Source organism: Porifericola rhodea, from assembly GCF_030506305.1.
In the GTDB taxonomy this organism is placed as follows: Bacteria; Bacteroidota; Bacteroidia; order Cytophagales; family Cyclobacteriaceae; genus Catalinimonas; species Catalinimonas rhodea.
In genome coordinates this window covers 67,358-83,319 of record NZ_CP119421.1, presented here as the reverse complement: position 1 = coordinate 83,319, position 15,962 = coordinate 67,358, and the positions used below count along the sequence as shown (strand labels likewise).

The 15,962-nt window shown below is 39.9% G+C and carries 16 protein-coding genes; 7 read left to right on the top strand and 9 right to left on the bottom strand.

Annotated elements, in window-relative coordinates; all coding sequences use genetic code 11:
• Nucleotides 1-113: 113 nt before the first annotated feature.
• Nucleotides 114-770 (top strand): phosphoadenylyl-sulfate reductase, encoded by a 657-nt coding sequence (locus PZB74_RS00355; RefSeq protein WP_302239837.1) that lies wholly within the window; start codon nt 114-116, stop codon nt 768-770.
• Between the two features lie 3 nt (nt 771-773).
• The gene (locus tag PZB74_RS00350) at nt 774-1,712 is read left to right on the top strand and encodes an NAD-dependent epimerase/dehydratase family protein (protein ID WP_302239836.1); all 939 of its coding nucleotides are present in this window, start codon (nt 774-776) and stop codon (nt 1,710-1,712) included.
• 79 nt (nt 1,713-1,791) lie between these two features.
• Here the strand turns inward: PZB74_RS00350 and PZB74_RS00345 are convergent, their stop codons facing one another.
• The 8 genes from PZB74_RS00345 to PZB74_RS00310 form a co-directional block, all read right to left on the bottom strand.
• Nucleotides 1,792-2,208 carry a BrxA/BrxB family bacilliredoxin gene (locus PZB74_RS00345; RefSeq protein ID WP_302239835.1) on the bottom strand — a complete coding sequence of 139 codons (417 nt, stop codon included), beginning with the start codon at nt 2,206-2,208 and terminating at the stop codon, nt 1,792-1,794.
• Between the two features lie 31 nt (nt 2,209-2,239).
• Nucleotides 2,240-2,569: an SUF system Fe-S cluster assembly protein gene (locus PZB74_RS00340; RefSeq protein ID WP_302239833.1), complete on the bottom strand. Its 330-nt coding sequence runs from the start codon at nt 2,567-2,569 to the stop codon at nt 2,240-2,242.
• Nucleotides 2,570-2,576: 7 nt separating this feature from the next.
• The gene (locus PZB74_RS00335; protein ID WP_302239832.1) at nt 2,577-3,017 is read right to left on the bottom strand and encodes a SufE family protein; all 441 of its coding nucleotides are present in this window, start codon (nt 3,015-3,017) and stop codon (nt 2,577-2,579) included.
• A 1-nt stretch (nt 3,018) separates the two neighbouring features.
• Entirely contained in the window at nt 3,019-4,284 is a 1,266-nt protein-coding gene (locus PZB74_RS00330) for an aminotransferase class V-fold PLP-dependent enzyme (RefSeq protein ID WP_302239831.1), read from the bottom strand.
• Nucleotides 4,285-4,287: 3 nt separating this feature from the next.
• Entirely contained in the window at nt 4,288-5,634 is a 1,347-nt protein-coding gene (gene sufD / locus PZB74_RS00325) for a Fe-S cluster assembly protein SufD (RefSeq protein ID WP_302239829.1), read from the bottom strand.
• Nucleotides 5,635-5,661: 27 nt separating this feature from the next.
• Nucleotides 5,662-6,423 (bottom strand): Fe-S cluster assembly ATPase SufC, encoded by a 762-nt coding sequence (gene sufC / locus PZB74_RS00320; protein ID WP_302239828.1) that lies wholly within the window; start codon nt 6,421-6,423, stop codon nt 5,662-5,664.
• A gap of 84 nt (nt 6,424-6,507) precedes the next feature.
• Nucleotides 6,508-7,953: a Fe-S cluster assembly protein SufB gene (gene sufB / locus PZB74_RS00315; protein ID WP_302239826.1), complete on the bottom strand. Its 1,446-nt coding sequence runs from the start codon at nt 7,951-7,953 to the stop codon at nt 6,508-6,510.
• Nucleotides 7,954-8,137: 184 nt separating this feature from the next.
• A complete protein-coding gene (locus PZB74_RS00310; protein WP_302239825.1) occupies nt 8,138-8,605 on the bottom strand; it encodes an Lrp/AsnC ligand binding domain-containing protein in 468 nt (155 codons plus the stop codon).
• Nucleotides 8,606-9,103: 498 nt separating this feature from the next.
• On the opposite strand from PZB74_RS00310, the gene PZB74_RS00305 reads away from it, so the two are divergent.
• From PZB74_RS00305 to PZB74_RS00285, 5 genes are all read left to right on the top strand, one after another.
• A complete protein-coding gene (locus PZB74_RS00305) occupies nt 9,104-10,789 on the top strand; it encodes an AMP-binding protein (protein ID WP_302239824.1) in 1,686 nt (561 codons plus the stop codon).
• A 128-nt stretch (nt 10,790-10,917) separates the two neighbouring features.
• On the top strand, nt 10,918-11,826 hold the full coding sequence (locus tag PZB74_RS00300; RefSeq protein WP_302239822.1) for an aldo/keto reductase: 909 nt from the start codon (nt 10,918-10,920) through the stop codon (nt 11,824-11,826).
• 167 nt (nt 11,827-11,993) lie between these two features.
• On the top strand, nt 11,994-12,674 hold the full coding sequence (locus PZB74_RS00295) for a TetR/AcrR family transcriptional regulator (protein WP_302239820.1): 681 nt from the start codon (nt 11,994-11,996) through the stop codon (nt 12,672-12,674).
• 50 nt (nt 12,675-12,724) lie between these two features.
• A complete protein-coding gene (locus PZB74_RS00290) occupies nt 12,725-14,044 on the top strand; it encodes an ABC1 kinase family protein (protein ID WP_302239818.1) in 1,320 nt (439 codons plus the stop codon).
• Between the two features lie 18 nt (nt 14,045-14,062).
• Complete coding sequence (locus PZB74_RS00285) at nt 14,063-14,734, top strand: hypothetical protein (protein ID WP_302239816.1); 672 nt, start codon at nt 14,063-14,065, stop codon at nt 14,732-14,734.
• Here the strand turns inward: PZB74_RS00285 and PZB74_RS00280 are convergent.
• Nucleotides 14,731-15,660: a hypothetical protein gene (locus PZB74_RS00280; RefSeq protein ID WP_302239815.1), complete on the bottom strand. Its 930-nt coding sequence runs from the start codon at nt 15,658-15,660 to the stop codon at nt 14,731-14,733. The two genes, PZB74_RS00285 and PZB74_RS00280, sit on opposite strands and share 4 nt — an antisense overlap.
• Nucleotides 15,661-15,962 lie beyond the last annotated feature (302 nt).

The following is a 15,962-nucleotide window of genomic DNA, read 5'->3' as shown; positions in this document are numbered from 1 at the left end:
CCTCTGCCTGCGGGCAAAATTAATTGAACTCACGATTTTATTTTTCGTAACTATGAGTTATATATTTGTTATCAGTTTTCTGAATTTTCAGACACACAACCAAGGAGCATATTGTGAAATTTGAACAGATTAAGCAGCAACTGGAAAAATATAAAGCGGAGGGCAAAGCCATGTTTACCTCATCCTCTTTCCAGACCCACAGCCTTGTATTACTTCATATACTTAGCCGCGTAGACAAAAATATTCCTATTTTCTTTTTAAATACTGGTTATCATTTTCCTGAATCAGTTGCCTTTGCTGAAGAAGTGGCTGATCGCTTTGGGCTCAACCTTAGCCGGCTAAACCCTCAGGTGCCTAAGCATCAGCAGAGAGATGCGGAAGGTAACTTACTGTTTACTTCGGACCCTGACTATTGCTGCTACCTGAACAAAACGCAACCTATGGATGCGGTACTTCGCGAGTACGATATCTGGATTAATGGTATACGTGCCGACCAAAGTCGGGTGCGTCAGGCTATGAAGGTGGAGCAGGCGGCACCACACGATGTTACTCGTTTTCACCCGATGCTAGACTGGAGTATACAGGAAATATTTGCTTACATCAGAGAGTACGACCTACCTCGCCACCCCCTTGATGCTCAAGGCTATGCCAGCATAGGATGTGAGCCCTGTACCAAAAAGCCTGATCCCGATATGCAGGAGCGCGAAGCACGCTGGTATGGCATGAACAAAACTGAATGTGGACTCAATACTGACCTGGTAAAATCTTAACCTATGACTATTTTAGTAACCGGTGGGGCCGGATACGTGGGTACCCAATTGGTAACCCAATTAATAAACGACCCATCTGTTTCTCGTATTATTGTATACGATAACTTATCACGTGATAACTACCACCTCTTTTTAGGTCATTCTTTTGTAGATAAAAAAGATAAGAGAGAACTAAAAATAGACTTTGTACACGGCGAACTGCTAGATACACGTAAGCTACGCTCTGTAGTAAAAGAGGCTGATGCGGTTTATCATCTGGCAGCAAAAGTGGTAACTCCTTTTGCCACTACAGACGGCCATGCTTACGAGCAGACCAACCACTGGGGTACTGCTGAGCTGGTTTATGCAATAGAGGACGCTCCTAAAGTACAAAAGCTGGTATATTTGAGTAGTACTTCTGTTTACGGCTCTTCTACTGAGCTAGTAGACGAAAACACTACGCCCAACCCACAAACGATTTATGGTATTTCTAAGCTTAGAGCGGAGGATCATGTACGTCGTATGTTTGCTAAGATACCTACCTACATTATCCGTTGTGGTAATGTCTATGGCTACAATAAGAGCTTGCGATTTGATGCGGTGATTAACCGTTTCATGTTTGAAGCTAACTTTAAACGCCGCATTTCTATTCATGGTGACGGCAAGCAGAGGAGAGCTTTTATCAATGTGCAGCGTGTAGGGGAAGTGTTAGCTTCTCTTATGCATACTGATATGCCTTCAGATACTTACAATCTGGTTGATAAAAACTTTCAGATTCTGGACATAGTAGATGTGGTAAAAGCCATCTATTTTGACCTGGAGTTTATCTTTGTAAACCGACATTTAGGATTGCGAGAACTATCTGTAAATACAGACCTTAAGTTGTTTAAATATCTGCCTTCCTGGGATGAAGATTCGCTGCTGGATGAAATGGAAGAGTTTAGAACTCGCTTTTCTTTCTAGACATTATTTATAGTGCAAAGCATAAAAAAGGAGAGCATCGCTCTCCTTTAGCCTTTTTTGTGAAGGTATTACTATTTATTTAGCAATACTCATCAAAAACCTGTACGAGGTGCTCTGCGATCATTTCTGCAGGACGCCCCTCAATATGGTGTCTTTCTACAAAGTGTACCAACTCACCATCTTTAAACAAAGCAATAGAAGGAGAAGAAGGTGGATAGGGTAGGGTGAACTCGCGTGCTTTGTCCACCGCTTCTTTGTCAACTCCGGCAAATACCGTAGTCAGGTGGTCGGGTTTCTTCTGGCTATGCTGAATGGCATATTTAACACCAGGGCGAGCCGCTCCTGCAGCACAACCACACACTGAATTAATAACCATAAGTGTAGTGCCTTTATGTTCATTCAGATGCGTCTCTACCTCTTCTGCGGTCTTAAACTCCTGAAATCCAACAGAAGTCAGGTCTTCGCGCATAGGTGCAACTAATTGTTCTGGATACATATCTATATGTTTTTATAATATATAATTGATTTTACATGAAGCCAAGCTCAAGCTTAGCCGCATCAGACATCATGTCCTGAGAAAAAGGAGGGTCAAAAGTGAGTTCTACTTTTACATCATTAATGCCCTCAATTGCTTTTACCTTTTGTTCTACCTCTGCAGGAATTGTTTCCGCTGCCGGACAGGCCGGAGAAGTTAATGTCATCAAAATGTAAGCATTGTTTACCGGATAAACATTGATCTCGTAGATGAGTCCCAATTCATAAATATCTACCGGAATTTCCGGGTCGTATACTGTTTTGATGGCGTTAACAACCTTCTCTCTAAGGTTTTCTATGTTAGATGATTTTTCTGTACTCATAAGATGATTACTTAGTAGCTTCAATTCGGTCTTTTTGTACCAGCGCGAATAGCTTAATTTGCTTAATCATTGCTGCAAAGCCATTGGAGCGTTGAGTGCCAATGAAGCGGTTCATGCCAATTTTATCAATAAAATAGAGGTCTGCATCCAATATGTTCTGAGCCTTTTGGTCGTTGAAAATACGAACCAGCAAACTTACTAAACCTTTGGTTATTGCTGAATTACTGTCTGCTTTGAACTGCAAACGCTCGCCATCAGCTACTGGTACCACCCATACTTTAGATTGGCAACCCTTAATGATATTGTCTTCAGTTTTGTACTCTTCTTCCAGCTCTGGCAGTTTCTGACCTAATTCCATAATATAGAAATTGGTCATCTCCTGGTCACCATCCAAAAGGGCAAACTCATCAATTATTTCGTCCTGTATTTCGTTGATCGTATCGGCCATATTATTTGCGCATCATTTTTACGATTTTGGCAATGCCCTCCACCATATTATCAATCTCTTCCTTAGTATTATAAACAGAAAAAGAGGCTCTGGCTGTTCCTTCAATTCCATAACGATCCATTAGGGGTTGGGTGCAATGATGACCTGTACGTATGGCTACGCCTCTTGCATCCAGCATCTGTCCCAGATCAAAATGAAATATATCGTCAATTACGAAAGAAACGACACTTACCTTGTTTGCGGCTTTACCAATAATCGTCAGGCCTTCAATTTTTTCTAGTTCCTGATGGGCGTAAGTTAACAGCTCCTGCTCATAAGCATGAATATGGTTTTTGCCAACTTCCTGCACAAAATCTATAGCCTGCTTAAAGGCTACCACATCTGCTATATTTGGTGTGCCCGCCTCAAACTTGTACGGAATGTCATTATAAGTAGTTTTTTCAAAGGTGACGTTGCTTATCATTTCTCCACCTGCCTGATAAGGTGTCATTTTTTCCAGCAGCCTTCTTTTTCCATAGAGTGCGCCTACTCCTGTAGGGCCATACATCTTATGTGCGGATAAAGCGTAGAAGTCGCAATTCAGTTTTTGCACATCAACCTCAAGGTGGGCTGAAGCCTGCGCGCCATCCAGTACAACTACGGCACCTTTTTCGTGAGCTAACTCAATAATTTGCTCTACGGGGTTGATAGTTCCCAGGCTATTAGAAGCATATACAACGCTCACAATTCTGGTTTTTTCAGAAAGTAGTTTGCGGTATTCTTCTACTTCAATTTCGCCCTGCTCATTTACTGGAATCACCTTAAGGGTAGCTCCTTTTTCTTCGCACAAAATCTGCCAGGGAACGATATTGGAGTGGTGCTCCATAGCAGAGATGATCACCTCGTCACCTTCATTAACAAAGCTTCGGCCATACGCATGAGCTACCAGATTAATGCTGTCTGTTGTGCCTTTGGTAAATATTACTTCTTCTGCTTCGGCAGCACCTAAAAAGGACTGTAAAGATTTACGGGTTTCTTCAAAAGCAGAAGTAGCACGCTCTGCCAGGGTATGTATTCCCCGGTGAATATTAGCATTATCTGATTGATAGTAATGCGTAAGTGCATCAATAACCCGCTGAGGCTTTTGAGTAGTGGCAGCATTGTCAAAATATACCAATGGCTTGCCGTTAACTTCTTGATGTAGGATAGGAAATTGTTGGCGAATGGCCTCTACGTCTAGCGTAGGGTCCATTGCCGTATGTGTATGTTGAGGCGATAGATCGCTCATATTTTATAGCTCTTTTTCCAGACGCTGGCTGATTACCTGCTCAATTACTTCGCGTAACGCATCAATTTTGATATGTTGAATAACGTCGCCAGCAAAAGCTTTAAGTAGTACAGCACGAGCCTGAACTTTGCTCAAACCACGCGCCCGGAGATAAAACATTTGTTCTGAATCCAATTGACCGGTGGTAGCACCGTGCGAGCATTTTACATCATCTGCCCAAATCTCTAACTGGGGCTTAGTATCAATAGAAGCCTCGTCAGTAAGTAAGATATTGGCATTAGACTGAAAAGCATTGGTCTTTTGGGCGTTAGGACGTACAAATATTTTTCCATTGAATACACCCTTAGATTGTCCGTCCATAATGCCTTTGTAAAGCTCATTACTAAAAGCATTAGGTTTTTTGTGGTCTACCGAAGTATGGTTGTCTACATGAGTTTCTCCATCCAGCATATACAGTCCATACATATGAGATTCACAATACTCATCGTTTAGGGCTGCATTAAGGTTGTTACGAATCATACTTCCTTTTAGAGCTACTGTAGTTCCATGGAAATGGCTGTTCTTTTCCTGACTTACTTCAGTAGTTCCGGTATGGTATGCCTGCTCACTTTCGTCTTCATACTTACAATAATATGCCTGTGCAGCCTGCTCTACTACAATTTCGCTTACCGCATTGCTGTAGCTAACATCCGAACCTATCGTTTTGAAGGTCTCTGCAATCTGCACCTGTGCATTTTCTTCAATTACAAAGAAGTTGCGAGTGTGTGTGACCACTTTACCAGCAGCGGTATCGCTAAAGAAATAGATGAGCACTGGCTTTTCTACAACTTTGCTTTTTGGCACATGAATATATATGCCTTGTTGGGACATAGCAGTATTTAGAGCGACAAAAGGGTCACTCTCAATTTTTGCCAGCTGACCAAAGTGTGTATCTGTTCCCTGTCTGCCTTCAGTTAAAGCCTGTTCTATTGGTAGTATGGTGATTTCTTCAGCAGGAGAAACGACAGTGGATAAAGATTCTACAAAATGTCCGTTTACAAAAACCAGCTGATTAGCTTCAGTATTTACCATCAGGTTTTTAATCTGCTGCTCCAACTCGGCTGAAATTTCAGGAGTCGGAGTGACAGTGAGGTCAATACTGTTAAAGTGCTTCTCTAAACGACGGGTAATTGGTGTGTATTTATATTCTTCTGCTTTATTAGCAGGTAGTCCTTGCTCAGCAAAGCTATCAATTGCAGCCTGGCGTAAAGCGGATTGGCCTCCGTCGGCTAGCTTTTGAGAGAAAAGACTATACTGCTCAATAAAGGCAGCGGTTAAATCGGTTTTGTTGCTTTTTGTTACCTGACTCATTGCTATGCTTTAGTGCGTTCAAAAAAATTAAGCAGTAGCCTTATCGGCAGTTTCTTTGATCCAGTCGTACCCTTTCTCCTCCAGCTCCATAGCCAGCTCTTTAGTACCAGACTTCACGATTCTACCATTGTACAACACGTGTACATAGTCAGGGATGATGTAATCCAGCAGGCGCTGATAGTGAGTTACTACAATAGTAGCATTGTCTTTGTTTTTCAGCTTGTTTACACCATTTGCCACAATTCTTAGGGCATCAATATCAAGACCGGAGTCAGTCTCATCCAGAATAGAAAGTTTAGGCTCAAGCATGGCCATCTGGAATATTTCGTTTCTCTTCTTTTCACCACCCGAGAATCCTTCATTAAGAGAACGGCTCAATAAAGACTGGTCAATTTCTACCAGCTTCATTTTCTCTTTCATCATTTTTAAGAATGATACTGCATCCAATGGGTCTTGCCCTTTATGTTGGCGGATCTGGTTGATAGCAGTTTTCAAAAAATTGGTAGTACTTACTCCGGGGATCTCAACCGGATATTGAAAAGCCAGAAAAATACCCTCACGAGCGCGCTCCTCAGGATCCATATCCAAAAGGTCGTTGCCCAGGTACTCTACATTTCCATCGGTAACTTCATACTCCTCACGTCCTGCAAGTACTGAGGCAAGCGTACTTTTTCCTGAACCATTAGGTCCCATGATAGCATGTACCTCACCAGGCTTCACTTCCAGGTTAATTCCTTTCAGAATATCTTTATCTTCTATTTTTGCTTTAAGGTTATTTATCTTCAGCATCTTCCGACTAGTATTTATTTAATATAGAAAATCAGAAGGATATGCTCCTTCTGATTGGTATGTAGAAAGTTATAATATATAAGATTAGCCTACGCTTCCTTCAAGAGTAAGGGCAAGTAATTTCTGCGCTTCAACGGCAAATTCCATAGGAAGCTGGTTTAGTACTTCTTTACAGTACCCATTTACAATCAGAGCAACTGCATCTTCCTCACCTATGCCTCGCTGGTTGCAGTAGAAAATCTGATCTTCACCAATTTTAGAAGTAGTAGCTTCATGTTCAATTTGAGCCGTATTATTATCAGACTCAATATAAGGGAAGGTATGCGCTCCGCATTTGTCTCCCATCAATAGTGAGTCGCACTGCGAGAAGTTTCGAGAATTCTCAGCACGTTTCATTACCTTCACTAAACCACGGTAGCTGTTTTGGCTACGTCCTGCCGAAACTCCTTTAGAAACGATACGGCTACGGGTATTTTTACCAATGTGAATCATCTTGGTACCGGTATCGGCCTGCTGGTAGTTATTGGTAACAGCTACAGAGTAAAACTCTCCAATAGAGTTGTCACCTTTAAGAATACAGCTAGGGTACTTCCAGGTTACAGAAGATCCTGTTTCTACCTGTGTCCACGATATTTTAGAATTATCGCCTGCACAAATACCTCTTTTAGTCACAAAATTGTAAATACCACCTTTACCATTTTTGTCACCAGGGTACCAGTTCTGTACGGTAGAGTACTTTACTTCTGCGTCTTTAGCGGCATAGATTTCAACAACCGCTGCATGAAGCTGGTTTTCATCACGTTGAGGGGCAGTACAACCTTCCAGATAACTCACATAAGAGCCTTCTTCAGCTACAATTAAAGTACGTTCAAACTGACCGGTATTAGCCGCATTGATACGGAAGTAGGTAGAAAGCTCCATAGGGCACCTTACGCCTTTAGGAATATAGCAGAAAGAGCCATCACTAAATACTGCGGAATTCAGTGCTGCAAAGTAGTTGTCATTCTGAGGTACTACTGAACCTATGTATTTCTTTATTAACTCAGGATGGTTATGTACTGCTTCACTAAAAGAGCAGAATATAATCCCCAAATCAGCTAATTTATCTTTAAAGGTAGTAGCTACAGATACGCTGTCCATTACAGCATCTACTGCTACACCAGTTAATCTTTTTTGTTCTTCAAGAGAAATTCCTAATCTTTTAAAAGTGTCCAGCAATTCAGGATCAACTTCATCCAGACTTTTAGGTTTTACCTTCTGTTTAGGTGCAGCATAATATATAATGTCCTGATAATCAATTTCAGGATACTGTACATTATGCCATTTAGGTTCTTTTAGGGTTAGCCAGTGGCGATAAGCTTTCAGGCGCCACTCAAGTAACCACTCAGGTTCTTCTTTTTTAGCAGAAATGAACCTAACAATATCTTCATTCAGTCCTTTAGGAGCTGAGTCCGATTCAATTTTAGATTCAAATCCATATTTATAGTCAGAGTTGGTAAACTCTTCAAGAATCTGGTTGTCCTTGCTCATATTGGTATATTGGTAAACAAATAATTCTAACGAATAGCGTACATATGAGTAACATGTCGTAGTGCTAAACGTTCCTTCACATGCTTATAAATTTCAGACAAAGTTAGTAAAAACGCTTAGGAATGCGTAATTACTTATTTGGAACGAATTTAAAGAAGCAGTGTTACAGTTCAAAATTTATTATTTACTCACCTAATTGGATATGGCGGTTCAGGCTTTCTTCCAGAGAAATAAGCGTTTCTGTCCTTACAATACCGTCAATTTTCTGAATTTTGTCGTGGAGCACTTCTCTCAGGTGCTTGGTGTCTCGGCAATGGATTTTAATAAAGATACTATAGTTACCAGTAGTATAATGAATTTTTACTACCTCTGGTACTTTCTTTAACTCATCCACTACTTCATTATATAAAGAACTTTTCTCTAAGTAGATTCCCAAAAAAGCAGTGATATCATACCCCAGTTTGGAGTAATCCATATTAAGAGTAGTACCTCTTACTATTCCCATTTCTTCCATTTTACGCATGCGAACGTGCACAGTACCGCCAGAAACGTATACTTTTTTGGCAATTTCAGTGTAAGGAATTTTGGCATCTTCGGAGAGTAGCGCAAGGATTTTGAGGTCGATGTTATCAATTTCTAAATTTTTGCTCATTTTGATGGGGCAAATTAGGTTTGGTTTAATTTTATCAGCCGAAAATTACGACATATATAAATTTTATTCAAATTTATTAAATTTTTTTTAAGTTAAAATATAAAATATTAATTTAGCAAATGAACTAAGGGCAAAGAACAACAAATTTCATAATGCGCTTAGTTATCTATCACTGTAGGGTGATGAAATTGGCAGACATGCCCTCCCGTCTCGAGGGTGGAGACAACGGAATAAATCAGTTTCGGCTGACTAACCGCTCCGTGGAGGTTCGAGTCCTTCCCCTACAGCACTTCATTTTTTGGGTTAATGTTGTTTTCAAAAAAGGCCATGAGTTTTCATGGCCTTTTTTGGTTTTTTAGTGTTTACATTCAGAAACCCCCTGAAATAGCCTGTTATTTGCAATTCTTCCGAATTATAACAATTATGTTAGAAAATTTTAAATAATATTCATAATATTAGCATGGCATTTTAATTATTTAAAATAATTAAGTTACTCACATGAAAGTTAAAGAAGAGTTACCTTGGTTGAAAAACTATCCTGAGAGTGTACCAAAAGAAATTGATCCACACGCATACGAATCTCTAGCTGACCTCTTTGAGGAAAGCTTTCAGAAATACAATGAGCAGACTGCCTTTGAGTGCATGGGCAAGGGCATTAGCTTTAATGAACTTAACAGGCAATCAGCTCAGTTTGCTGCTTTTTTACAACATGAGCTAGGTATGAAGAAAGGAGACAGGCTTGCTATTCAGATGCCTAACCTTTTGCAATATCCAATAGTAGCGTTTGGAGCAATTCGTGCGGGTATAGTGATTGTAAATACCAATCCGCTATATACCTCTCGTGAAATGGAGCATCAGTTTAAAGATGCCGGCGTAAAGGCGGTGGTCATACTGGCCAACTTTGCCTGTAATCTGGAGAAAATTATTCAGCATACTAGTATAGAGCATGTCATAGTTACTGAAATAGGTGACCGCCTCGGAGGGCTCAAAAAAGGCGTGGTCAATTTTGTGGTCAAGCATGTTAAAAAAATGGTGCCTTCCTATAATTTGCATAAAGCCATCAAACTGAATGATGCTCTGAATAAAGGAAGCAAGCATCAGTTTGTAAAGCCAGATATTAAAGGAAGTGATATTGCCTGCTTGCAGTATACTGGTGGAACTACCGGTGTATCAAAAGGTGCTATACTTTCTCACACCAATCTGGTAGCTAATGTTGAGCAGATGACCATCTGGATGAAGGTCAAACTGGATGAAGGGAAAGAGGTAATTATTACTGCCCTACCTTTATATCATATCTATGCTTTTACAGTAAATTGTCTGGGTATGCTAAAACTGGGGGCGAAGAATATATTAATTACTAACCCCAGGGATATGAAGGCTTTTCTTAAAGACCTTAAAAAGTATCCTTTTACTGTAATGACGGGGGTTAATACCCTTTATAACGCTCTGCTCAATCAGGAAGACTTTTCTAATATTGACTTTAGTGCCTTTAAAGTGGCTAGCGCCGGAGGTATGGCTGTGCAGAAAGTAGTAGCTGAAAGATTCAAATCAGTCACTGGTGTTCCTATTGCCGAAGGGTATGGACTTACAGAAACTTCTCCGGTTTTGTCTACCAACAGAATAGATGGTCAGGAGAAAATAGGTACGATAGGTCTTCCAGTGCCTAGCACTCATCTGATTATAGCTGACGATAATGAACAGGAGGTACCTATAGGTGAGGCTGGTGAAATTTACGCAAAAGGTCCACAGGTAATGTCGGGCTACTGGCAAAAAGAGGAAGAAAGTAAGCATGCCTTTAGCCAGGATGGTTGGTTTAAGACCGGTGACATTGGGGTAATGGATAGTGAGGGTTACATCAAAATTATTGACCGTAAAAAGGAAATGATCAATGTGTCTGGATTTAATGTTTACCCTAATGATATAGAAGATGTAGTAGCCTCTCACCCTAAAGTAATGGAGGTTGGAGCTATAGGAGTTCCTGACGAAAAATCTACTGAAGTGGTTAAGATTTGCGTTGTTAAAAAAGACGCCAGCCTTACTGCTGAAGAGCTTACTGCCTATTGTAAAGAAAATATGACGGCATATAAGGTCCCTAAAATTATAGAGTTCAGAGACGAGCTTCCGAAATCTAATGTGGGTAAAATCCTGAGGAGACTACTCAAAGAGGGAGAAACAAAAGTATAGTTAAGTATACAAGCATGAATTAGAGCATGGAGGTTTTCTTTCATGCTCTTTTTTGTTTACAGACTAACCTACATATGCATGCTAGGACTTTTGCTGGTACTTCCTATTTTTACAAAAAGTAAAATATTATGAGTACTAGCAGAACCAGACTATGTTCAGATGGGCCAGAATTTTCCAGACTTGTAATGGGAACCTGGCGTTTGGTAGACGAACCTGCCCTGAATGCTAAAGAAACATTAAGATTGATAGAAGAATGTGTAGATCTGGGTATCACCACCTTTGATGAGGCTGATATCTACGGAAACTACGGTAGCGAGGAAGTTTTTGGCAAGGCACTAAATTTAAACCCTTCGCTAAAGCACAAAATTGAAGTAGTAACCAAATGCGGCATCAAACTTATTTCTGATAAGCGTCTGGCCCATAAGGTGAAGCACTATGATACTACCAAAGAGCATATTATTGCTTCTGTAGAAAACTCCCTGAAAGTAATGGATCTGGATCATATAGATCTACTCCTTATCCATCGCCCTGATCCACTGATGAATCCTGATGAGATTGCCGAAGCCTTTATGCTGCTCAATGAGGGTGGTAAAGTGTTTCATTTTGGAGTATCTAACTTTACGGTGCGTCAGTTTGAGCTTTTACAGTCCAGAATGTCTTTGCCTTTGGTAACTAACCAGGTTGAGGCCTCATTGCTTTATCGTGAGTTGATGCTGGATGGCACAATAGACTATTTATTTCAGCATAAAATATCACCAATGGCTTGGTCTCCATTTGGAGGGGGGGCACTTTTTAGCAAAGACAGCCAATATCAAGACCTGCATCAGGTTTTAGCAGAACTGAGTCAGAAGTACGATGGTGCAGGCTACGATCAGCTTGCACTAGCCTGGTTATATTATCATCCGGCCAACCTGATACCAATATTAGGTACAAAAAAAATAGAGCGCATAAAAGCAGCAGCTGCCGCTGAGGAGATTAAATTGAGCCGCGAAGAATGGTTTAAGCTTTGGTCAGCAGCCGGAGGGCAGATTCCGTAAAGTAGGCCCAGATATTCTTATTTAGTAAGCAGCTTCAATTCAGGGGCTGCTTTTTTTGTTTCCTTCATATTTTGTTGACAACTTTTGTTTAATGATTACGTGTAGAATATTAAACATATTTTACCTACTATAGTCAACTTTATTTCATCTTTTGCAGTTAATAAAGCATGGAAAATTCAGCAACAAAGAAAAACAACAAGGCTGATACAGATAAATCGGCCACGATAAAAGAAGCTTACGTAGACTATCTGCTAGAGCATGGACATGAGCCTGCGTCAGTTTATCAGTTTATGAAAATGCTGAAAATGAAAGAAGGTGTTTTCTACGATTATTATAACTCTTTTTCAGCTATAGATAAGGAAATATGGAAAGGCTATTTTGATGAGACACTGGAGCGGATACAAAGTGAAAGTGTTTATAACGAATACATGGTAAGGGAAAAGTTACTAGCCTTCTACTATACCTGGATAGAGGTACTTAAGGATAACAGAAGCTATGTTACTTATTCTGTAGGTCAGATTAAAAGAAAAGGATTAAGATGGACAAACACCGACTTTTTAAGTGCGTTTAAATCATCCTTTCTGGAATATGGAAACGAACTGATTGCAGAAGGAAAAGAAACGGAAGAAATAGTGGATCGTCCTATTGTAGGAAATCGCTACAATGATGGCCTTTGGCAACAGTTATTATTTGTGCTCAAATTCTGGATTAATGATGATACCAGAGGATTTGAAAGAACAGATGCTGCCATTGAGAAAGCTGTAAACCTATCTTTTGACTTAATGAGCAGAAGCGCGATAGATGCCGCTTTCGACTTCGCCAAATTTCTTTATCAGGGACGGAAGTAGCGTAAAGCATTATCTATGTCCCGATATTATTCACCATTAGGAAAGAAAACATGAAGGAGCAATCAAGAATACCCACCTCAAAAGTGCAGAGGGCTAGCAGATTTGTGCGTACCGGAGCAAAAGTAGGTGGTAACTATGTTAAATATTATGCTAAAAAAGCTTTTAACCCAGAGCATACCCGGGAGACCTTACATTCCGACAATGCTGAAGACATCTACGAAGGACTAAGTGAGCTGAAAGGGAGTGCTCTTAAGGTATTGCAAATGATGAGCATGGACAAAAATCTTTTGCCAACTGCCTATGGTGATCGTTTTGCGATGGCTCAATATAGTGCGCCCCCTTTGTCATATCCTTTAGTGGTTAAAACCTTTATCAAACATTTTGGCAAATCTCCAGAGAAGCTATACGATACTTTTAGTAAAAACGCTAAGAACGCTGCTTCTATCGGACAAGTTCATGAGGCTACGCTAAATGGCAGGACTCTGGCCGTCAAAATTCAGTACCCAGGAGTAGCAGATAGTGTTAGCTCCGATCTTAAGATTGTAAAACCTTTTGCCATCAGATTGTTTAATATTAATGAGAGAGATTTAGATCATTATATGGAAGAGGTGGAGTCTAAGCTTTTGGAAGAAACTGATTATGAGCTGGAACTTAGTAGATCAGTAGAGATTTCTCAGCAGTGCACACATATAGATAATCTGTACTTTCCTAAATATTACCCAGAACTGTCTAGCGATAAAATTATTACGATGGACTGGCTGGAAGGAAAGCACATGAAGGAGTTCTTACAGACAAATCCTTCTCAGGAAGTAAGAGATATGATAGGTCAGGCTCTATGGGATTTCTATGATTTTCAAATTCATAGCTTGCATCAGGTGCATGCAGATCCTCATCCTGGGAACTTTCTAATGCGCAAGGATGGTACCTTGGGAATTATAGATTTTGGATGTGTAAAAGTGATCCCGGAAGATTTTTATCAGAAGTACTTCAAGCTGATACGAAAAGACATGTTGGTAAACGACAACGAACTGGATGAAATATTTTATGATCTGAAGTTTATCAATGACCAGGACAGTGAGCAGGACAAGAAGTTGTTTAAGGGAATATTTATTGAAATGATACAGTTGCTTGGTAAACCATTTCACCATGATGAGTTTGACTTCGCAGATGACACCTACTTTCAGCAGATATTTGCTTTAAGTGAGAAAGTATCTAATATGAAAGAAGTGAGAGAGTCCCGTACTGCCAGAGGCCCACGAGACGCTTTATACATCAATCGTACTTATTTTGGATTGTACAATTTGCTTAATGCGCTGCAAGCCAAAGTGGTTACTCGTAAACCGGAGTGGTTGCAAGTACAGAAAGCATAATTATTACAGCTATTTTTTATGCATAAGCACGTTATTAACGTTATTTTTTTAGCTTTTTTTATGGGTTCATCACCAACAGGAGTAGCGCAAAAGCTACTCTATATTGATCATACTGGTGATAAAGAAACTCAATTAGATGTCAGGATCAGTCAGAAGGCAGATACCAGGGAAGTGATGTTTACTGATCCTGAAACCTATTCTCTTCATGTGTTTGAACCTCAAAGCTATACCAAAAGGTGGGATCATAAAGACTATGAGCATAATCATAATTTTACTGCACTAAGAGAAGGTAATCGTATTCGTATTAAGGGTACTTTTAAAGGAGAGCCAGTAGAAAAGGTAGTGGAAATAGATGAGAAGCGCTGGATTAATAAGCTGGATCATGGACTTAGTGCCTGGGTTACCAGCAAAGAAGAAGAAGTAGTGTTCTGGGCACTGAAACTATCTTCTGACCTGGACCCTATAGAATTTAGAGCAGAAAAAATACAGGAAGAAAAACTCAACCTTGCTTCTAAAACTTATGATGCTGTTAAAGTTAAGTTGAGTCTGAACGGCATGGTGCTTTCCAGGTTATGGTCGGCATACTGCTGGTATGATAAAAAAACTGGTCTTTTCCTTAAGTTTGAAGGTACGCAGGGGCCAGGTTCTCCACTAACTACTATTACTCTCAATACTTCGCCAAATCCTTAGTTTTTACTTCTGGCATAGAAAAACAAGCGAGGCGTAATGCCAAATCGCTTTTCGCTTAGTGTATAAAAACCACTATCATTCTTTCCAAAAGTTATAGCCTCACCTTGAGGCTCAGGATTATAAGGGATAATCTCAGGTGTAGTTTGTAAGAGTTCCGCAATACTAGTTTGTGAGTCTTTTCTCTTCCAGTAGTAAATAAAGCCATAGGTTTTTACCAAAACTTCTAGTCCATCACTGCTAATATCGGCTGCGGTAATTAAGTCAGTAGGCCCTTTTGAAGGTATATTGAGGATACTTAACCTTTCCAGGGTAATGGTATCGTCATTCTGAGTTTCGGCATATGCCAGACGATAAATCGCTGGATCATCCAGGTTTTTAGCAATAATATAAAGGTCTTTAGTAAGCGGATCTATCATCAGGGCCTCGGCATTCTGGGTTTTCTGAGGATATCGGAAGGCAATACTCGTTACGTCCTCAATAGTATCTGCGGTAGAGTAATGCTTAGGTTCTGGCATACAGTAGATATACTTTATATCATACTTAAAATCATTATCACCAATTTCTGCCAGATACAAATAGCTTGTGTTATCCTGAGGGCCAGGTCCTAAAGTTATATCCTCCCAATCCCGGTTTTTTATACCTTTTACAAAAAAGGTAGACTCAGTTTCTCCATTTTTATTTATCAAAAAAAGTTGCGGCTTATTGCCGCTATCATTGTGTACCCAGATTAACGCTTCACCAATGGTACTTTGCTCTATACCCGAAGCCTCATTAATACTATTGTCCTTTAACTTTCCTAAATCTTCAGCCTTTCCAAAAGTAACCGGGTTACCTTCATTAGGCGTAATACTATCCTCAGAATCCTGACTACAGGCTAAAGTTGAAATACAAAATGCGGATAAAAAAAGTATAGACTTAAGTTTCATATAGCTGGATGGAAAATATCTGTGATTGAAATACTATCTGTTCAATAAAACTGTGGTAAAATTAAAAAATTTGTGGTCTTAACGACAGCAAATATTTCTATCGTTCAAAAAAATCACGAGCCAGACTTAAAAGCTAAAAAGTGCATAAACAACTGTATATTTGTGACCGTTTTAGGTTCAGTGCTATCACCAGAATCTATTAAAATATACCTCAGCAGGCATAAATAAGCTTTTTTTGAATTAATGACCAATAATGCTTGTTGGCTCATTGGCTGTAGGGAAATACAGTAGTTTAGCTAAGA

Coding starts and splice junctions, on each gene's coding strand:
- PZB74_RS00350 (WP_302239836.1), top strand. CDS start 774: ATGACTATTTTAGTAACCGGTGGGGCCGGATACGTGGGTACCCAATTG.
- PZB74_RS00345 (WP_302239835.1), bottom strand. CDS start 2,208: ATGTATCCAGAACAATTAGTTGCACCTATGCGCGAAGACCTGACTTCT.
- PZB74_RS00340 (WP_302239833.1), bottom strand. CDS start 2,569: ATGAGTACAGAAAAATCATCTAACATAGAAAACCTTAGAGAGAAGGTT.
- PZB74_RS00335 (WP_302239832.1), bottom strand. CDS start 3,017: ATGGCCGATACGATCAACGAAATACAGGACGAAATAATTGATGAGTTT.
- PZB74_RS00330 (WP_302239831.1), bottom strand. CDS start 4,284: ATGAGCGATCTATCGCCTCAACATACACATACGGCAATGGACCCTACG.
- sufD (WP_302239829.1), bottom strand. CDS start 5,634: ATGAGTCAGGTAACAAAAAGCAACAAAACCGATTTAACCGCTGCCTTT.
- sufC (WP_302239828.1), bottom strand. CDS start 6,423: ATGCTGAAGATAAATAACCTTAAAGCAAAAATAGAAGATAAAGATATT.
- sufB (WP_302239826.1), bottom strand. CDS start 7,953: ATGAGCAAGGACAACCAGATTCTTGAAGAGTTTACCAACTCTGACTAT.
- PZB74_RS00310 (WP_302239825.1), bottom strand. CDS start 8,605: ATGAGCAAAAATTTAGAAATTGATAACATCGACCTCAAAATCCTTGCG.
- PZB74_RS00305 (WP_302239824.1), top strand. CDS start 9,104: ATGAAAGTTAAAGAAGAGTTACCTTGGTTGAAAAACTATCCTGAGAGT.
- PZB74_RS00300 (WP_302239822.1), top strand. CDS start 10,918: ATGAGTACTAGCAGAACCAGACTATGTTCAGATGGGCCAGAATTTTCC.
- PZB74_RS00295 (WP_302239820.1), top strand. CDS start 11,994: ATGGAAAATTCAGCAACAAAGAAAAACAACAAGGCTGATACAGATAAA.
- PZB74_RS00290 (WP_302239818.1), top strand. CDS start 12,725: ATGAAGGAGCAATCAAGAATACCCACCTCAAAAGTGCAGAGGGCTAGC.
- PZB74_RS00285 (WP_302239816.1), top strand. CDS start 14,063: ATGCATAAGCACGTTATTAACGTTATTTTTTTAGCTTTTTTTATGGGT.
- PZB74_RS00280 (WP_302239815.1), bottom strand. CDS start 15,660: ATGAAACTTAAGTCTATACTTTTTTTATCCGCATTTTGTATTTCAACT.